Annotated in this window: 18 protein-coding genes; 8 read left to right on the top strand and 10 right to left on the bottom strand. The window is 37.9% G+C overall.

The window, feature by feature from the left end; genetic code table 11:
* Together mazG and QUE35_RS03585 are read right to left on the bottom strand one after the other, a co-directional pair.
* Positions 1 to 792 (bottom strand): nucleoside triphosphate pyrophosphohydrolase, encoded by a 792-nt coding sequence (gene mazG / locus QUE35_RS03590; RefSeq protein WP_022390013.1) that lies wholly within the window; start codon positions 790 to 792, stop codon positions 1 to 3.
* Positions 789 to 2,735: a thioredoxin family protein gene (locus QUE35_RS03585; protein ID WP_022600991.1), complete on the bottom strand. Its 1,947-nt coding sequence runs from the start codon at positions 2,733 to 2,735 to the stop codon at positions 789 to 791. Before QUE35_RS03585 ends, mazG begins: the two co-directional genes overlap by 4 nt.
* 178 nt (positions 2,736 to 2,913) lie before the next feature.
* Between QUE35_RS03585 and QUE35_RS03580 the strand changes: the two genes are divergently transcribed.
* From QUE35_RS03580 to glmM, 3 genes are all read left to right on the top strand, one after another.
* Entirely contained in the window at positions 2,914 to 3,942 is a 1,029-nt protein-coding gene (locus tag QUE35_RS03580) for a DHH family phosphoesterase (protein ID WP_009319365.1), read from the top strand.
* Between the two features lie 116 nt (positions 3,943 to 4,058).
* The gene (bamK, locus tag QUE35_RS03575; protein WP_022390015.1) at positions 4,059 to 4,637 is read left to right on the top strand and encodes a BamK family beta-barrel-assembly machinery protein; all 579 of its coding nucleotides are present in this window, start codon (positions 4,059 to 4,061) and stop codon (positions 4,635 to 4,637) included.
* Positions 4,638 to 4,663: 26 nt separating this feature from the next.
* Positions 4,664 to 6,055, top strand: coding sequence for a phosphoglucosamine mutase (gene glmM, locus QUE35_RS03570; RefSeq protein ID WP_022600993.1), 1,392 nt, complete (start codon positions 4,664 to 4,666; stop codon positions 6,053 to 6,055).
* 78 nt (positions 6,056 to 6,133) lie between these two features.
* Here the strand turns inward: glmM and QUE35_RS03565 are convergent, their stop codons facing one another.
* Both QUE35_RS03565 and QUE35_RS03560 read right to left on the bottom strand, forming a co-directional pair.
* Entirely contained in the window at positions 6,134 to 7,183 is a 1,050-nt protein-coding gene (locus tag QUE35_RS03565; RefSeq protein ID WP_022600994.1) for an alcohol dehydrogenase, read from the bottom strand.
* Positions 7,184 to 7,238: 55 nt separating this feature from the next.
* The gene (locus tag QUE35_RS03560; protein ID WP_009319369.1) at positions 7,239 to 7,553 is read right to left on the bottom strand and encodes a TIGR04076 family protein; all 315 of its coding nucleotides are present in this window, start codon (positions 7,551 to 7,553) and stop codon (positions 7,239 to 7,241) included.
* 113 nt (positions 7,554 to 7,666) lie between these two features.
* Between QUE35_RS03560 and QUE35_RS03555 the strand changes: the two genes are divergently transcribed.
* Positions 7,667 to 7,825, top strand: coding sequence for a YqaE/Pmp3 family membrane protein (locus QUE35_RS03555; protein WP_022600996.1), 159 nt, complete (start codon positions 7,667 to 7,669; stop codon positions 7,823 to 7,825).
* 11 nt (positions 7,826 to 7,836) lie between these two features.
* Positions 7,837 to 8,280, top strand: coding sequence for a GNAT family N-acetyltransferase (locus tag QUE35_RS03550; protein WP_022600997.1), 444 nt, complete (start codon positions 7,837 to 7,839; stop codon positions 8,278 to 8,280).
* Positions 8,281 to 8,295: 15 nt separating this feature from the next.
* Here the strand turns inward: QUE35_RS03550 and QUE35_RS03545 are convergent, their stop codons facing one another.
* From QUE35_RS03545 to QUE35_RS03525, 5 genes are all read right to left on the bottom strand, one after another.
* Positions 8,296 to 9,018, bottom strand: a complete 723-nt coding sequence (locus tag QUE35_RS03545; RefSeq protein ID WP_022600999.1) for a TIGR02757 family protein — start codon at positions 9,016 to 9,018, stop codon at positions 8,296 to 8,298.
* Between the two features lie 117 nt (positions 9,019 to 9,135).
* A complete protein-coding gene (locus QUE35_RS03540) occupies positions 9,136 to 9,933 on the bottom strand; it encodes an META domain-containing protein (protein WP_022601001.1) in 798 nt (265 codons plus the stop codon).
* Between the two features lie 130 nt (positions 9,934 to 10,063).
* Positions 10,064 to 10,846 carry a nitrilase family protein gene (locus QUE35_RS03535; RefSeq protein WP_022601002.1) on the bottom strand — a complete coding sequence of 261 codons (783 nt, stop codon included), beginning with the start codon at positions 10,844 to 10,846 and terminating at the stop codon, positions 10,064 to 10,066.
* A gap of 39 nt (positions 10,847 to 10,885) precedes the next feature.
* Entirely contained in the window at positions 10,886 to 11,431 is a 546-nt protein-coding gene (locus QUE35_RS03530) for a 1-acyl-sn-glycerol-3-phosphate acyltransferase (protein WP_031258505.1), read from the bottom strand.
* A gap of 5 nt (positions 11,432 to 11,436) precedes the next feature.
* A complete protein-coding gene (locus QUE35_RS03525) occupies positions 11,437 to 11,721 on the bottom strand; it encodes a hypothetical protein (protein ID WP_022390025.1) in 285 nt (94 codons plus the stop codon).
* 232 nt (positions 11,722 to 11,953) lie between these two features.
* Here QUE35_RS03525 and QUE35_RS03520 point away from each other — a divergent pair, with 232 nt between their 5' ends.
* The 3 genes from QUE35_RS03520 to QUE35_RS03510 all read left to right on the top strand — a co-directional run bounded on the left by QUE35_RS03520 (position 11,954) and on the right by QUE35_RS03510 (position 17,502).
* Positions 11,954 to 13,609: a glycosyltransferase gene (locus QUE35_RS03520; protein ID WP_022601005.1), complete on the top strand. Its 1,656-nt coding sequence runs from the start codon at positions 11,954 to 11,956 to the stop codon at positions 13,607 to 13,609.
* A gap of 78 nt (positions 13,610 to 13,687) precedes the next feature.
* Positions 13,688 to 16,243, top strand: coding sequence for an alpha-glucan family phosphorylase (gene glgP / locus QUE35_RS03515; protein WP_022390027.1), 2,556 nt, complete (start codon positions 13,688 to 13,690; stop codon positions 16,241 to 16,243).
* A 146-nt stretch (positions 16,244 to 16,389) separates the two neighbouring features.
* Positions 16,390 to 17,502, top strand: a complete 1,113-nt coding sequence (locus tag QUE35_RS03510) for a DegT/DnrJ/EryC1/StrS family aminotransferase (RefSeq protein WP_022601006.1) — start codon at positions 16,390 to 16,392, stop codon at positions 17,500 to 17,502.
* 70 nt (positions 17,503 to 17,572) lie between these two features.
* On the opposite strand, the gene QUE35_RS03505 is transcribed toward QUE35_RS03510, so the two are convergent.
* Entirely contained in the window at positions 17,573 to 17,959 is a 387-nt protein-coding gene (locus tag QUE35_RS03505) for a hypothetical protein (RefSeq protein ID WP_022601008.1), read from the bottom strand.
* Positions 17,960 to 17,964 lie beyond the last annotated feature (5 nt).

Here is a 17,964-nt window from a genome sequence, read left to right as displayed (position 1 = left end):
TTATAAGCCTTTTTTCTTCGCTTCATCCCAAATCGCATCCATTTCGGACAAAGTCATGTCTTTTAAGTTGCGTCCTTGTTGAATTGTGTGCTGTTCGAGATAGTTAAAACGACGTATGAATTTTTGATTCGTACGTTCCAACGCATTTTCCGGATTGATTTTATATAGACGTCCGGCGTTGATGATGCTGAATAATAGATCTCCGAATTCAGCCTCCATCTTGTCTGTTTCCATATTTTCGATTTCGGTCTGTAACTCTTGAAATTCTTCTTTTACTTTTTCCCACACTTGACTGCGTTCTTCCCAGTCGAACCCGACATTTCTTGCTTTGTCTTGAATGCGGTGAGCCTTGACCATTGCCGGAAGAGCCGAAGGTACTCCTTCAAGAACAGTCTTATTTCCGCCTTTCTCTTTTAGCTTTAACTGTTCCCAGTTTTGTTCTACTTGATTAGAGGTTGCAGCATCGGTGTCTCCGAATACATGAGGGTGTCTGTAAATCAGTTTATCACATAATGAATGACATACGTCAGCTATATCGAATTGATCTTTTTCTTCAGCTATTTTCGCATAAAATGCAATATGTAATAAAACATCTCCCAATTCTTTACGAATGCCGTCGATATCGTTTTTTATGATTGCATCGCATAATTCATAAGTTTCTTCTATTGTATTTGTTCGTAAGCTTTCATTAGTCTGCTTCTTGTCCCACGGACATTTTTCTCTTAATTCATCCAGAATGTCCAGAAAGCGGCCGAATGCCTCCATCTTTTCCTCTTTACTATGTTTCGTCATTTTAATTGTTGTTTAAAACGGTTCAGACCGTTATTTAAGAAATTTATATATTGTTTTATATCAATACTATAGCCGTATGCAGAACTTAAAGGGTTGCCTTTGGGAGTAAGAATTACTTGGTAAGGTTGGGATTCGCTTCCGAATTTTATTTGTTGCAAAGCTTGCCATTTTTCTCCGAAAGTCGTAATTTTCGTCGGTTTCCCGTCGATAGAAATGATTTCTGCTTTTGGGAGTTTGGTTTTGTCATCTACCATTAGTCGTATGACGACGAATTCTTGATCGAGCAAGTGTTTGATGCGTGGATAAGTCCACACCGAAGCTTCCATTTTCCGGCTTTCTGCGCAGCCATATCCGGAAAATTCGAGTAATACGGGTTTCTCGGAATTTTTGGCGTATTCCATACCTTCATTATAGTTGTCGAAATGATTGCCGAAATCTTTTGTGTAAAGATTGAAGTCTTGTGCATAGAGAGGAGGAACTAAAGCCCCTATTTCTTTTAATGGAGCGCCCAAAAGACCCGGTACCATGTACAGTGTAAAGCTAAAAGTCAATATGGCGAGAAAAAATCTTCCGACGCTTATCGACGGAGTCTCTTTGTCGTGAGTAAATTTTAGTTTCCCGATCAGATATATTCCTAAAAATGAGAAAATGATTATCCATAAAACAAGGAAAATTTCCCGATTTAGTAAATGTTTGCCGTATATAAGATCTGCTATGGATAAAAAAGTCAGGGAATAAGCCAAAATGAAAAAACCTGTGATTCGGTTAAGTAGCAGTAGCCGGTGAGCTTGCTTGGGCGTTGCAGGATTCCATGTTATAAAAACAAGGATGATTGCAACCGGAAGAACAAAAGCCGAGACAAATCCCGTGAGTGTTAAATAAGGTCCTAAAATCGAATGCAGTGATGCAGCCTGCGTAAGATATGATCCGATATAAGATCCTGTGCAGGAGAGTGATAGTAAAACTGTTAGAATCGATAATCCGATAAAATTACCGACAGCCTTTTTTTTGCTGATGATCGAGGAATGAAATGCTCCGAGTAAAAATGCTGCCAGTATGACGAACAGAATAAACAAGAATAAATTAGATATTAGGTTTGTTGTAAACTGATAAAAGATCTGTATCCCGAATGCTGATGTGAGCAGGATTCCACAGAGCGGAAATACAATTAATAATGTAACGCTGTATAATAATGTGCGAAAAATAGACTGTTTGCGCGATGACCTTTGCTGTTGAAAACTATATATGCTCATCAATATCATCGGCCACAAACAGGGCGTCAACAAAGATAAAAGTCCTCCTTTAAATCCATTTACGTAAGCTTTGCGATAGCTGATTTCTGTACCGGCGAGATTTTCTCCGAATGCCTCCATTTGTTGTTTTACAGGTTTCCAAGTATTTAGATAAGCTTTATTTGAGTGTCCATGTTGGGTAGAAATGGTAGATGAGATAGAAGGTTCTGCATTCGGAATGATTTTATTGATAGTTTCTTCTAATACAAAATTATGACGGGTAGGAGGCAGGCAAGTGACATTGTTACATGCCTGATATTCGATATGTCCTTCGATTAGGACTTTTTCACTTTCGGGTATTATTTCGATTCCTTGTATAAATCGGGCAGAATGATTGTACCATTTGAGATTCATTTCGAATAGAGAATTATATTCTTCTATCGGACGATCGATTTCCTGTATATTTCCTAATAAAACCGCCCCTTCGATTTTATCGAATACAAAGGCTGTAGAATGAGGACCGCCTTCGGGAAGCTGTGTTCCAAAGAGATGCCATTCTCCCAATATGTGGGCTGAAAATACAATTTCTTTGAAATTTTCTTTTTCTGTATTGTTGATTTGGGTATTCCATTTGACCGGTTCTGTTTTTTGTGACTGGGCATTAATACAGGCTATTAAACAGAAAGCTAACAGAACAATAATCTTTTTCATATTTGTGTATATTGAAACTAAAATACAAAGATACTTCATAAAAACATATAGTAATAGTCTATTTTTCGTTTTAATCGGTATAAAAGTGATAAAAATGAAAGAGATTTACAACTTGTTGTTCAAAACCGCTTTTGGTTAGGGATTTTTTTCTAATTTTGTTTCTTAAATTTATGAATATATGATGTCGAAAATAATACCTGAGTCGCAAATTGCTCAGGTAAACAAGTTGATAGACGAGGCTGATCATATCGTAATAGTATGTCATGTTTCTCCAGATGGTGATGCTGTCGGTTCTACTTTGGGTTTATATCATTTTTTATCTGCAATAGATAAAGAAGCTACGGTAATTGTTCCGGATGCTTTGCCGGATAATTTATTATTTTTGCCGGGAGCTAAAGATATTTTGATATATAGTCGTTATACTGACTTTGCAAATGAACTGATACAAAAAGCCGACCTGATTTTTTGTCTCGATTTTAATGCTTTGAAGCGTATAGATATGATGGAGCTGGCGATTAAGAATGCCGGTGCGAAAAAAATCATGGTCGATCATCATCTTGATCCCGAACAGTTTTGCAATGTAACGATTTCTCATCCCGAAATATCATCTACATGCGAACTGGTATTTCGTCTGATTTGTCGTATGGGAATGTTTGATGACTTGAATGTTCAATGTGCAACAGCGATTTATACGGGAATGATGACCGACACGGGAAATTTTACTTATAATTCCAATAAGTCCGATATCTATTTCATTATAGAGGAATTAGTAAAAAAAGGCATAGATAAAGATAAAATATATGCGAAAGTCTGCAATACAAATTCAGTCGATAAACTTCGATTGAACGGATATGCTGTGAGTCAGAAAATGGAGATTTTCCCGGAATATCGTGCTGCGATGATTTCTTTGACACGAGAAGAACTGAATCGTTATCATTATCGGAAAGGAGATAGTGAAGGATTGGTGAATGTTCCTTTAAGTATAGAAAATATTGTATGTTCGGTATTTTTGAGAGAAGAGACAGGTTTTATTAAAGTTTCGTTGCGCTCCAAAGGAACTTTCCCTGTAAATAAAATCGCAGCCGAACACTTTAACGGCGGTGGTCATCTGAATGCTTCCGGTGGAGAATTTTTCGGAACGATGGAGGAGGCGCAGGAGTGTTTTCGCAAACTATTACCTCTTTATGTCCGATATTTGAAAGATTAAATTTTTTTATTGTCTTATATAGATTGCTTATTCTACGAATTCGTTATTTTTGAACCGATTAATATATCAGGTATATATTGTAACAAGAGAATTCTTACTAAATAAAAATAGATTAAATGAAACAAAAGCTTATATTGATTATGCTTCTTTGCGGATTCCTGGTTATAGGAACTTCCTGTAAAGATGATAAAACTTACGCTGAGTTATTGCAAGAAGAGCAAGATTCTATCGATAAATATTTAAAAGGGTATAGAGTGGCCGATATTCCGGCAAATCTCGATGACTTGGAAACTACGAATGGAGACAGGGAAAGTGCTGATGCTCCGTATTACAGGCTTGAAGACGGTGTTTATATGCAGATTATCTCTAAGGGGAATGGTACTCCTATACAAAAAGGCGATAAAGTTTATTTCCGTTTTTTACGGCAAAATTTAAATACTCTTGCTTCTACGGGAAGTGCTGATGCTGTAGGTAATTTCTATTATGAAAATATCGACGATTATTATTTCAATTATAATACGGTTACGACATCCTCTTCTACAACCTATGGTCTTGGCATAGAGTACCCGTTGCAATATGTCGGAAATAAAGCTGTTGTAAAGGTTATCGTTCCTTCGAAAATGGGATTTACCGAATCTATTTCGTCTGTTATTCCATATTTATATCTTATTGAGTATTCATTGAGTGAACAATAATAACCCTAACTATAAAAATTTCAATTATGTCATTAATTAAATCGATTTCAGGTATTCGAGGTACTATCGGCGGTAAGGCCGGAGAAGGTCTGAATCCCCTCGATATCGTTAAATTTACGGCAGCCTATGCGACATTGATCCGCAAGACGACATCGGTAAATACAAATAAAATAGTAGTAGGTCGTGATGCCCGTATTTCGGGAGAAATGGTTAACTATTGCGTGGTCGGTACTTTGATGGGTATGGGCTTTGATGTTGTGAACATCGGTCTGGCAACAACCCCGACAACCGAATTGGCTGTAACGATGGAGAATGCTTGCGGCGGAATTATTTTGACGGCGAGCCATAATCCTAAACAGTGGAATGCATTGAAGTTGTTGAATGAGAAAGGTGAATTTCTGAATGCGGCAGAAGGCAATCAGGTTCTTGAAATCGCAGCGAGAGAGGATTTTTTGTTTGCCGATGTAGATCATTTAGGTAAAGTTACCGAAAATTTCACATATACACAGAAACACATAGAGAGTGTCCTTGCTTTGGATTTAGTGGATGTCGATGCTATTAGAGCCGCAGGTTTCACTGTCGCCGTAGATTGTGTCAACTCTGTCGGAGGAATTGCTATTCCGGCTTTATTGGAAGCTTTAGGAGTAAAGAAAATCGAAAAGTTATATTGTGACCCGAACGGACAATTTCCACATAATCCCGAACCACTGCCTGCACATCTTACCGAAATTTCTTCTTTGATGAAAAAAGGTGGAGCAGATGTCGGTTTTGTTGTCGATCCGGATGTCGATCGTCTGGCTATTATTTGTGAAAACGGAGATATGTTCGGCGAAGAATATACTTTGGTTGCGGTTGCCGATTACATTTTAAAGCATACACCTGGCAATACGGTATCGAATCTGAGCTCTTCCAGGGCTTTACGGGACGTGACCCGTTCTTACGGTCAACAATATAATGCTGCTGCCGTAGGAGAGGTAAATGTCGTAACCAAAATGAAAGAAACCGGTGCAGTAATCGGTGGAGAAGGGAACGGTGGAGTTATTTATCCGGCAAGTCACTACGGTCGGGATGCTTTGGTGGGTATCGCGTTATTTTTGACTCATCTGGCAAAAGAGAAGAAATCGGTTAGTGCTTTGCGTGCTACTTATCCGCCTTATAGCATTGCTAAGCAAAAAGTGCAGTTGACACCGGATATTGATGTGGATGCCCTGTTAAAGGCCGTGAAAGAGAAATATGCACAATATGAAGTAACGGATATCGATGGTGTGAAGATAGATTTCCCTGATAAATGGGTACATTTGCGTAAATCGAATACCGAACCTATTATCCGGGTTTATGCCGAAGCTAAAACTCCTGAACTGGCGGAGGAAACAGCTGCAGAAGTTATGGCGGTAATTGAAGAAATGGCGAAAAAATAAGTTTTGAAATTTAGATAAAGTATCGAGAATAGGCCGTCTCAGAATTCTATTTTGAGACGGCCTATTCTCGATACTTTATTAGTTAGTTTCCGTTTTGCTGGATATTGCCACTTTAATAACTCCGTCTTCCCGATTCTCGAAAATGTGGTAGGCCTTTTCTATTTCAGTCAAAGGAAATCGGTGGGTAATAAGTGGGGTTGTATCTATTTTCCCTTTTTCTATCAAAGTAAGAATCTCGGCACAGTCGCATCCGTCCACTCCTCCTGTCTTAAAAGTTAGATTTTTTCCGTACATATAAGGTAAGGGTAGTATTTGCGGTTTATCATAAAGGGCTACGACCGTGACGATAGCATTGGGACGGGCACATTCCCATGCCAGACGAAAAGTATTTTCACTGCCTGCTACTTCCAATACGACATCAGCTCCCCCGTGATCACTGTTTTGGAGAACAAACTCCTTACAATTTTCAGGTTCTGTTATCAGTATATTAGGGTAATGTTCACGGACAAAATGAATCCTGTCAGGGGATTTCTCACAAACAATGATACGTTGCGGTTTTTTTAGCATTGTGCAGAGTAGAGTACAAATTCCCGTAGGACCTGCTCCAATGATGAGTACCGTATCTTCTTCAGAAATTTCTGAAATACGGGTTGCCCAAAAGCCTGTGGCAAGAATATCTCCGACGAATAATGCCTGTTCGTCACTGACTGTATCAGGGATACGATTCAATCCTTGATCGGCAAACGGTACTCTGACATACTGGGCCTGACCTCCGTCGATGCGACATCCCAAAGCCCAACCCCCATTGGGATCGGTACAGTTGTTGACATATCCGTGTCGGCAGAAAAAACATTCACCGCAGAAAGTTTCAACATTTACCGTGACTCTGTCACCGGGTTTGACTGATAATACGTCAGCGCCTATTTGTTCAACAACGCCTACCATTTCATGTCCGACAGTTATGCCGGGAATTGCACGTGGTACACTTCCGTGTTTGATATGTAGATCACTGGTGCAAATACTGCTAAGAGTCACACGGATGATTGCATCGCGGGAGTCTCTTATTTCTGGTCTTGGCTTTTCCAACAATTTGAATTTTCCGTGTTCAATATAGGTATATGCAAGCATGATGTTCTTTTTAAAGAGTTCTTTTTGTTACAAAAGTAACTATTTTATCCGCAAATCATTCTGCGTCTTCATCCAAAGTTTCGATTAAGAAACTTACCGGGCGAAATCCGTCATTACATGAGATCATGGCCGATTTTTTATTCTTCATCCATCCGTTATAAAAATTGCTCCCGCCATGAGCTAAAGTCATCACAAAAGGCGACATGCTTTGCCAAGCACTCTCGCACATGCCATCAGGTTTTTCCCAACCGTTAGCGATAAATGTTTGTCCTTCTTTCATATCGCATGCATGTTCGATATAGTTTTCATATTTTGCCATTAAATCTCGATAGCAGGCCGTTCGCATAACGGTAATCTTACATTTTTTCATGAAAGTATTTCTATATTTTGTGCCATAAAGTTAATGAAATCAAATGAGAGATTATATAATATATTTTCTATTAATTATCTTTGTAATTCAGCAAATGTATAAATAATAAGAATATGTCATTAGGTAGAGTGCTTCTTTCTATTATCTTTCCACCACTTGCAGTATTGGATAAAGGCTGTGGATCTGTTCTTATTGTATTTATTCTTACAATAGTAGGATGGGTTCCCGGAGTAATAGCTGCATTAGTTATTTTAAATAAATCGGAAGTATAATAGGTGTATAAATGGTAGTTCGTATTACCGAAAATAAAAAACGATTTCTTAATTTGTTGCTGCTTGCCGATGAGCAGGAATCTATGATAGACCGCTATTTGGAAAGAGGAGAGATGTTTGTCCTTTATAAAAAAGAGATTCCGGTAGCGGCATGTGTTATTACCGATGAAGGAGATAATGTTTGTGAAATAAAGAATATAGCTGTCTTACCTCAATATCAACGACAGGGATATGGCAGACGTTTGATAGATTTCTTATTTGAGCGTTATAAAAAATCTTATCGGGTTATGCTTGTTGGGACGGGAGATACTTTTTCAACCATATCTTTTTATGAACATTGCGGCTTTGTGCGTTCTCATTATCTTCCAGGATTTTTTACAGATCATTATGACCATCCGATATTTGAAGAAGGGAAGCAATTGGTAGATATGGTTTATTTAAAAAAAGAATTATGATTTTTTCTCGGAATATTATTTGTTGTTTATTCCGTATCCGAAGAGTGCAAAGTCCCCGAGACAGGGATCTTCAGGAAAAATTTGTTTCATAAAGTCTGTTATTTCCATAGCTGTTTTGATGTCCGGTGTCGATCTTTGGGTTATACCGCATTTTTTTGCGATTTGATGTACGTGTGTGTCGAGAGGAACTATCAGCTCTGATGGAGAAAAACTTTCCCAGATTCCGAAATCTACGGTTTTATCTTGCCGGATCATCCAACGCAAAAACATACAAATTCGTTTGCAAGCCGAGTTCCCTTCCGGTTTCGGAATCCCGTTTATATTGATAAAAAGATTTTGTATTCGTTGAACAAGAGTCTGTCCGGGGGTCGATTTTAATGCAGACTCTAAAGATCCGAATTTTTGGTAACAATAATGCATTCGTTCACAAATTTCATACAGATCGTGATATTTGAAAAAGCGATAGAAACTATTATAATTATTTTGATAGTTAGAATATTTATTGTTCAGGATAAAGTGTAGGGGTGAGCCTCCGAACATACGATCCAATTCTTCGGCCTTGGTTATGATACATTTTCGATTACCGTAAGAAATCCATGCTGTGAGAAAAGCGCTTATCTCTATATCTTTTGCTTCTGAATATCTGTGCGGAAATTGTACCGGATCGGAATGTATGAATTTATCCCGGTTATATTCGGCTGCCCAGTCTCTTAATTGTTGTATGTCTATTTGGTTCATGAATTTTTAGATATTCGAGTTATTTCTTTTTATAAAAACGGTCTTTAATAAGTTTAATAAATAGCCCGGTAATCTTTGAATAGACTATCGGGCTATTTTATATATCGGAATGTTCTTTTACCGGTCGTTTCTTTTTTCGAGTGTAATGATTATTTTCCCTTCCGAATCACAAAGACCTGCATACTTTTTTCCATTCTTTTCCGGTAACAATTTAAATGCCTTTACATTTTCTAAAGCTTTTAGAAATGTAGGTTCTGTGTTTCCCGGACATGCCATACGGGTGGTCGCAATCTGTCCTAAAGATAGGAAATATTCATTGGCATTGTCTGTCGTTATTTGTCCGTTCATACGGTTACAGCCTGCGTTTCCTGTAATTTTCCGATCTTTTGTATTGAATGTAATAAAAGGCTTTTGATCATCGGTGAGAGGTTTTTCGTTTATCAAGGTGACGTCCCATGTCCCTTCAAGCTCAGAGAATGGTTGCCTTTTTAGAGTGATCACTTCTTTTTTATTTGCATTATACAGTTTGAGAAATTTATCAGATTCGATTTTAAAAGAAGTCGTATTATTAAGAGCTTCCATAATTTGGCGTTCGGGATTCTCTCCCATACAAGCCCTCATTGTACTGATAACTTTATCTAAGCGGAAAGAACCATCGTCTCCGACGATCAATTCCCCGTTGATGATATTGCATCCATTATTTCCATGTATTCTTTTTTCTTTGAGATCGAATGCGAGGAATGTCGGTTCTTCGCTGACGATTTTTTTTCCATCGACAGAAATAATATTCCAGCTTCCTTGCAGAACTTCGGTCGAAGTTGTATAAGATTGTGTCGATTTACTTTCTTTTTTTGAACTGCATGAGATTGTTCCGCAAAGAACAACAGCAGTTGCTACATACATCCATTTTTTCATTTTTCGTTAAGTTTTATGTTATTGAATATAACTGCGCGTGAAAACAAACTATTGCACGGCATATTGATATCAAAACAATTTATTGTCTACAAAAGTACATAAATCTTTTAAAACTTTCTTGCAAGAAACATTAAATGTGTATAGTAAAAGAGTCAGCATCCTGTAATACAGGAAATTTTTGTCTAAATGCGATTAACTTTTCTGCCGATAAAGTTGTCGTAATGTGTGTTTCCCTTTCTTCGGGTGTCGATAAAATAATTTTTCCTTTCGGATCTATAACGGCCGAGTGTCCGGAATAATATATTCCCGTAGGATCATACCCTATGCGATTTACACCGCAGACATATGCTTGATTTTCTATTGCTCGTGCTTGCAATAATATATCCCATACCGAGATGCGGGAGTGAGGCCAACATGCCGGTATGATTAATAGATCGTACCGGATATTATTGTTGCGTAACCATACCGGAAAACGCAGATCATAACATATCGATAAGCAAATATTCCACCCTTTGTAAGAAATTATTGTTTGTTGTTGTCCTTCGGAAAAACTTAGGTTTTCTTTTCCTACACGGAATAGATGCCGTTTGTCATAAAATGTAATTTGGTTACCCGGTGCTATAAAGAATCCTCGATTATAAAACTTGTCATTTTGATTACAGATAAAACTTCCGACAAGAGCAAATTCATAAGTATTAGCCCAATACTTTAATCTCGAAATTGTTTCTCCGTTTTCAGTTTCAGCAAGATTTCGACTGTTCATTGAAAATCCGGTAGTGAACATTTCCGGAAAAATAACAATATCGGTTGTCCCTTTTAGCTTTTGGAGTGTTATTTGTTGTTTGTTTAGGTTTGCTTCTTTATTTTCCCAGATAATATCTGTTTGTATTGGCGTTATGCGGAGGTCATTCATGAGTTTGGAACTTTAGGGGAAGAAGTAGCAAAAAAGTTTTTATTCTATAGCAAATAAATCGGGGTATTTAGCATGATAATTTTTATAGAATTGTTTAATCTTGATCAGATCTTTTTCAAAGTCTCCGGTAGGGATGAATGTTTTTTTCAACCCGATAGATTTTTCTTTATAATCGATATATGCCAGTACGATAGGTACATTTGCTTTTAGAGCGATAAAATAAAATCCTTTTTTCCAATCCGGATTTCTTTTTCTTGTTGCTTCTGGGGTAATGGCGATGTTGAAATGTTCGTGTTTGTTGAATTTGCCGACGATCTGATCGATCAGATCAGAATGTTTACTCCGATCTACGGGAATGCCCCCCATAGACCGGAATATAATATTCAAAGGGAAAAAGAACCAGTCTTTTTTTATTAAAAATCCAGCATGTCTTCCGATCGAAAGATATGCCAGTTTCCCGAGAAAAAAATCGGTATTGCTGGTATGCGGAGCTACGCAAATTACACATTTAGGATAATCGGGAACTGAAACTTCTACTTTCCAACCCAATAGGTGTAAAATGAAACGGCATACCTTTTTTCTCATCTTTTTTATTTGTTCAGTTCACCTAATTCTTTTAATATTTCACCGATTTTATTGTCAAAAGACTGTATCAGACTCTTGTAATATTTTTTTACCAGTTTGGGGTTTTCCTTACCATCAGGAGTATTTACACGACGCAAGAAGTCGTCTTGGCAGTTGATAATTCTTGATAGTAGTTCGTCTATTTTTTGAGGATCACTGTTTTTTATGTATAATTTGTTGAACAGACATTCTGCAATAAGTTCATTCGAGATGAAATTGATCTCTTTTTTTAGTTCTCTTTTATTTGCCATAGCTTTTTATTTTAGAGGTTATACCGACAAATATAGCTATTTTTTTATAAGGTCGTATAAAAAAAGAAAGCATTTTCTTTTTATAGGAGTTTGTCTGTGAATATATTTTGTACGTTGAATTTGAAAATGTTTTTATTCTAAAAAAGAGAGACTTATTTTCGTTAGAAGAGATAATTGTTGTACATTTGCACTTTATTTTTACACATTAAAAACGTGTTGAATATTGATTAATATGGAAAAGAACCCCCTGAACTTGGACTATCTTTTTGAAGTGAGTTGGGAAGTTTGTAATTTGGTGGGTGGTATTTATACTGTGCTTTCTACTAAAGCAAAAACTTTACAACAGATAAATAAGGATAGAAATGTGTTTATTGGTCCTGATTTGTGGAAAGAAAAAGAATCACCTTATTTTATTGAAGTTCCTTCTCTTTTCAAAGATTGGAAAAAGATAGCTGCAAAAGAAGGATTGCAGGTCAGAACCGGACGTTGGGATATTCCGGGCAGACCGATTGTTATCCTTATTGATTACAATAATATGTACCCTTGTCGTAATGAATTGTTTACCGATATGTGGAATTGGTTCGGTGTAGATTCGTTACCGGCTTATGGTGATTATGACGAGTCGTGTATTTTTGCGTATGCTTCGGCACTCGTGATAGAGAGTTTCTATAAATATATTCGAGGAGAAAATTTAAAAGTGATAGCTCATTTTGATGAGTGGATTACCGGTATGGGGTTGCTGTATATCAGGCATAAATTACCGGCTGTCGCTACTGTTTTTACGACTCATGCGACTTCAATAGGGCGTTCTATTGCCGGGAATAATAAGCCTCTTTATGATTATTTGCCGGGATATAATGGTGATCAGATGGCAAGAGAGTTGAATATGGTATCGAAACATTCGTTAGAAAAACATGCGGCACATCAGGCACATTGTTTTACAACAGTGAGTGATATAACGGCGCGAGAATGTGCTCAGTTGCTCGAGCGCTGTCCGGATATTGTAACGCCTAATGGATTTGAAGAGAATTTTGTACCTAAGGGAGCTTTATATGAGGAAAAACGCAATATTGCTCGTGAGCGGTTATTGAAGCTTGCCGGTTCATTAGTTGGATATGAACCGGATGAGTGTTCGTTTTTAATAGCCACTTCGGGACGTTACGAATATAAAAATAAGGGTATTGACCTTTTCATAGAAGCAGTACGGCGGCTGAAAGAAACCTATACGGGAGAAAAGGAAATAATTGCTTTCGTGATGGTTCCGGCATGGTCAGGAAATGCGCGAGAAGATTTGGCTTTGCGGATGAATGCAGTCGAAAATTTTAAAACAGCATTGCCCGATCCTTTTATAACACATGCACTTTACAATTATAACGAAGACCGTGTTATGTCGCAAATTCATAATGGTGGGTTCTCGAACAGACCGGAAGATAAAGTCAAAATTATTTTTATTCCCTCATATTTAAAAGGTGATGACGGTATATTGAATCTTTCGTATTACGATGTGCTGATCGGTCTGGATGCAACAGCGTTTCCTTCATATTATGAACCGTGGGGATATACTCCGTTGGAGAGTATCGCTTTCGGAGTTCCTACTGTTACGACCGATTTATCAGGATTCGGACTTTGGAGTTGTCCTTCGGGAGCTTGTCCTGTGAACGAAAAGGGTGTTGCCGTATTACATCGGACAGATTCTAATTATGATGAAGTGGCAAGTCAATTAGTGGAGACAATAAGAGATTTGTCCGGTAAAACAGTAACGGAAATCGAAAATATACGCAAGCTTGCAATGAAAACATCGAAGCAGGCATTGTGGAAATATTTTATTTCTTATTATGAACAAGCTTATAATTGGGCTTTGAAAAGTGTAAATAAAACTGACAATTAGAACATTATAATAAAGAGGCTGTTTTAATTAAGCAGAGACAGATAAAATATAAAGACTATTAACTAACAACCAAGTTATATGAAAGTACAAGTAAGTAATACAAACGCACCGTGTTGGCGTGACATTACGGTAAAATCAAGAGTTCCTGCACAATTGGATATCTTGCAGGAGATGGCTCGTAACATTAGTTGGGTGTGGCATAGTGAGGCGATCGAAATGTTCCGGTCTATTGATCCGGTATTGTGGAAATCGACAAACGGGAATCCTGTATTGATGCTTCAGCAGATTAATTATGAACGCTTGGAAGAAATTGCGGCAGATAAGGCGATAATGCGTCGTATTAATGACTTATACGATGAATTTAAAAAATATATGGATGTAGAAAAGAGAACCGATCTTCCTTCTGTAGCTTATTTCAGCATGGAATACGGTTTGGCTAACATCCTGAAAATATATTCGGGAGGATTGGGAATTCTTGCCGGAGATTATTTAAAAGAGGCCAGTGACTGTAACGTCGATATGGTCGCAGTGGGTTTTTTATATCGGTATGGATATTTTACCCAGACACTTTCTATGGATGGACAGCAGTTGGCTAATTATGAACCTCAAAATTTCAACCAGCTTCCGGTAGAGCAAGTTACTGACGAAAACGGACATCCGATAGTTTTAGAAGTGCCTTATCCGGGACGCATTATTTACGCCAATATCTGGAAAGTAAGCGTCGGGCGGGTTCCTTTATACCTCATGGATACCGATCTCGATTTGAATAGCGAGTTTGACAGACCTATTACATATCAGTTGTATGGGGGAGATTGGGAACATCGTATGAAACAAGAATATATGCTTGGTATAGGTGGTATTCTTATGTTGAAGCGTTTAGGTATCAAGAAGGATATTTATCATTGTAATGAAGGACATGCTGCGCTTATTAATGTGCAGAGGTTGGTAGAGTATGTTCAGAATGAAAAACTTTCATTCGAAGAAGCTCTTGAGGTCGTTCGTGCTTCGTCGCTTTATACGGTGCATACACCTGTTCCGGCCGGTCATGATAGTTTTGATGAAGGATTATTCGGAAAATATATGGGTGAGTTCCCTGCAAAACTGGGAATTTCATGGCAAGACTTGATGGATTTGGGAAGAGAAAATCCAGGGACGAACGAAAAATTCTCGATGAGTGTGTTTGCATGTAATACCTGTCAGGAAGTAAACGGTGTGAGCTGGTTACACGGAAAAGTTTCACAACACATGTTCCAGCCTATTTGGAAAGGATATGCAGCCGAAGAACTTCATGTGGGATATGTGACTAATGGTGTGCATTTTCCTACTTGGGCGGCGACCGAATGGAAAGAGTTCTATGTCGAGAAATTGGGACGGGATTTTTTAACGCATCAAGATGACCGTAAGATGTGGGAAAAAATATACGACGTACCCGATGAGGAGATTTGGAAGCTTCGCCAGACAATGAAAAATAAATTGGTGAATTTTGTGAAAGACGATTTCCGTGAAAACTGGTTGAAAAATCAGGGAGATCCCTCTCGAATTGTTTCTGTTCTTGAGCGTATCGACCCAAATGCACTACTTATCGGGTTTGCTCGTCGTTTTGCAACTTACAAACGGGCACACTTGCTTTTCACCGATCTTGAAAGATTATCCAAGATCGTGAATAATCCTCAATATCCGGTACAATTCCTTTTCTCTGGAAAAGCACATCCTGCGGATGGTGCTGGACAAGATCTTATAAAACGAATTGTCGAAATTTCACGTCGTCCTGAATTTTTAGGAAAGATTATTTTCTTGGAAAATTATGACATGAAAGTAGCCAAACGTCTGATATCCGGTGTAGATATTTGGCTAAATACTCCGACACGCCCTTTAGAGGCATCCGGAACATCTGGAGAAAAAGCCGAAATGAATGGAGTTCTCAATTTCTCCGTGCTTGACGGCTGGTGGTATGAAGGTTATAAAGAAGGTGCAGGCTGGGCATTAACAGATAAACGGACATTCCAAGATCAAGGTCATCAAGATCAATTGGATGCTGCAACGATTTATTCTATGCTTGAAAATCAAATCGTACCTCTTTATTTTGCTAAGAATAGCAAAGGGTATTCACCTGAATGGATTCAGTATATTAAGAATTCCATTGCACAGATTGCCCCAGAGTTTACGATGAACCGTATGCTTAAAGATTATATTGATCGTTTTTATAGCAAAGAGGCCAAACGTTCTAAACTTTTGGTTGCTGACAACTATAAAAAAGCCAAAGAAATAGCCGCTTGGAAGCAAGAAGTCGTAGCTAAATGGGATTCGATCGAAATTAAGTCGGTTAACTTGCCCGAAGCGATACTTTACAGTCCGCATGTAGGCGAAGAATATCCGATTGAGGTAGCTATTGATCCTAAAGGACTTGGAAATTGCATTGGTGTTGAATTAGTCGTTACTCCTGTTGAGGACGGTCAAATGAAACCTTATCAGGTGTATGAACTTAATGTAGTAAAAACGACAGATGATTCTACTGTCTTCCACATCGATTACCAGTTACGGGCAGCGGGAACATACAAATATTCGTTCCGCATGTATCCTAAAAATCCTGATCTTCCTCATCGCCAAGATTTTGCTTACGTGCGTTGGTTCTGATTGTAATAAATGTTATCATAAAAGTCCGGGATTTTAACGATTCCGGATTTTTTGTTTTTTAGTCTACCTGCAAATGTTTAAGAAATGATGGAATGTAAGGATATATTTTAAGAATTTGTATCTTTGTTCAGAAAGATTCTATATCGATGAAATTTCAAGATTTACAGCAAATAAATGCACGTTATGCTGATGAACTGAAAAAAGTTGCGTCAGAAGTGATAGATTCCGGTTGGTATCTGCAAGGAAAAAGAGTTGCCGCATTCGAAAATCAATTAAGTGATTATCTGGGGTGTCGTTATACCGTGTCTGTAGGAAATGGCTTGGACGCATTGAGATTGATATTTAAGGCTTATATCGTGAGGGGTTTGATGCAACCGGGAGACGAAATTATAGTACCGGCCAATACTTTTATCGCTACGATATTGGCAATAACCGATAATGGGTTGAAACCGGTGTTTGTAGATCCTGATATACAGACATTCAATCTCGATATAGAAAAAGTAGAGATGAAAATAACCGAACGTACTCGGGCGATTGTGGTAGTACATCTTTATGGCCGCTGTTGTTGGAATGAAGAGTTAAAACATTTGGCGGAAAAATACAGACTGAGAGTTATAGAAGATAATGCTCAAGCGATAGGAGCGGTCAGTCGGGTAGAAGGGTTTAACGGAACATACAAAACAGGAGCGTTGGGTGATGCTGCGGCGATTAGTTTTTATCCCGCAAAAAATTTAGGAGCGTTGGGTGATGCCGGAGCTATAACTACGAATGATACGGAATTGGCCGATGTGATTCGTGCATTAGCCAATTATGGTTCTATTGAAAAATATATAAATGTTTACCAAGGGTTAAATAGCCGCATGGATGAATTACAGGCTGCATTTTTATCTGTAAAGTTAAAGTATCTCGATAAGGAAAACCGAGCTCGTCGCCAAGTTGCTATTTGGTATGATAAGTATTTGAACCATCAGGACATTATAAAGCCCAGTATAGAATCTCCTGAGGGACATGTGTGGCATCAATATGTGATTCGGACCGTACGGCGGGAAGAACTTCGCTCTTATCTTGAAAAACAAGGTATTCCGACAATGATTCATTATCCTATCCCTCCTCATAAACAGTTTTGTTATCATCAATATAATGATTTAGACCTCCCTGTCTCCGTATTGCTTAGCCGTGAAGTGTTAAGTCTTCCGGTTTCTCCGGTAATCACAGAGTCCGATGTTATTGAAATATCTTCTTGTATAGCGGATTTTTAGACCGATTCTAAGATTTTATGGATATAAGGTTTTGTTTGAAGTTTTGATTTCTGATGGCTATTTAAATTAATTAGGGTCGGAAAATTTCGTTAATTTCGATAGAAAAGGATTCTGGTCTCTCGTTTTCCCAACATATTTCCGGGATATTACATAATAAACAACGCCCACCCATATTAGGCATATTATTTTTATACACGGGATTTTTTAAAATGGCGAGGGATAATCGGGTTTTAGGATTTTCTATCTGTTTTTTTATCGTAGCGATGAAGTCTGTTAAATGAATATGGAATGAGGGAGATGCGACAATCAAAATACCATCGATAAAGGTAGTATTTGACGTTTCATTGGAAAAAGGAGTTATTTCGATTATTTCATCTTTTTCATTTAGAAAAAGAATATGTTTATGATATATTTGCTCTCTATAACAAATGCAGTGTGCAAAAAATCCCCGTTTCATGGTTT

The sequence above is a fragment of the Coprobacter fastidiosus genome (assembly GCF_030296935.1).
Taxonomy (GTDB): domain Bacteria; phylum Bacteroidota; class Bacteroidia; order Bacteroidales; family Coprobacteraceae; genus Coprobacter; species Coprobacter fastidiosus.
Note: the sequence above shows the minus strand (reverse complement) of the source record. Positions and strands in the feature narration are given on the sequence as shown.

Coding starts and splice junctions, on each gene's coding strand:
- mazG (WP_022390013.1), bottom strand. CDS start 792: ATGACGAAACATAGTAAAGAGGAAAAGATGGAGGCATTCGGCCGCTTT.
- QUE35_RS03580 (WP_009319365.1), top strand. CDS start 2,914: ATGATGTCGAAAATAATACCTGAGTCGCAAATTGCTCAGGTAAACAAG.
- QUE35_RS03530 (WP_031258505.1), bottom strand. CDS start 11,431: ATGAGAAAAAAGGTATGCCGTTTCATTTTACACCTATTGGGTTGGAAA.
- QUE35_RS03525 (WP_022390025.1), bottom strand. CDS start 11,721: ATGGCAAATAAAAGAGAACTAAAAAAAGAGATCAATTTCATCTCGAAT.
- QUE35_RS03550 (WP_022600997.1), top strand. CDS start 7,837: ATGGTAGTTCGTATTACCGAAAATAAAAAACGATTTCTTAATTTGTTG.
- QUE35_RS03585 (WP_022600991.1), bottom strand. CDS start 2,735: ATGAAAAAGATTATTGTTCTGTTAGCTTTCTGTTTAATAGCCTGTATT.
- QUE35_RS03535 (WP_022601002.1), bottom strand. CDS start 10,846: ATGAATGACCTCCGCATAACGCCAATACAAACAGATATTATCTGGGAA.
- QUE35_RS03540 (WP_022601001.1), bottom strand. CDS start 9,933: ATGAAAAAATGGATGTATGTAGCAACTGCTGTTGTTCTTTGCGGAACA.
- bamK (WP_022390015.1), top strand. CDS start 4,059: ATGAAACAAAAGCTTATATTGATTATGCTTCTTTGCGGATTCCTGGTT.
- QUE35_RS03505 (WP_022601008.1), bottom strand. CDS start 17,959: ATGAAACGGGGATTTTTTGCACACTGCATTTGTTATAGAGAGCAAATA.
- QUE35_RS03520 (WP_022601005.1), top strand. CDS start 11,954: ATGGAAAAGAACCCCCTGAACTTGGACTATCTTTTTGAAGTGAGTTGG.
- glmM (WP_022600993.1), top strand. CDS start 4,664: ATGTCATTAATTAAATCGATTTCAGGTATTCGAGGTACTATCGGCGGT.
- QUE35_RS03555 (WP_022600996.1), top strand. CDS start 7,667: ATGTCATTAGGTAGAGTGCTTCTTTCTATTATCTTTCCACCACTTGCA.
- QUE35_RS03545 (WP_022600999.1), bottom strand. CDS start 9,018: ATGAACCAAATAGACATACAACAATTAAGAGACTGGGCAGCCGAATAT.
- QUE35_RS03560 (WP_009319369.1), bottom strand. CDS start 7,553: ATGAAAAAATGTAAGATTACCGTTATGCGAACGGCCTGCTATCGAGAT.
- QUE35_RS03565 (WP_022600994.1), bottom strand. CDS start 7,183: ATGCTTGCATATACCTATATTGAACACGGAAAATTCAAATTGTTGGAA.
- glgP (WP_022390027.1), top strand. CDS start 13,688: ATGAAAGTACAAGTAAGTAATACAAACGCACCGTGTTGGCGTGACATT.
- QUE35_RS03510 (WP_022601006.1), top strand. CDS start 16,390: ATGAAATTTCAAGATTTACAGCAAATAAATGCACGTTATGCTGATGAA.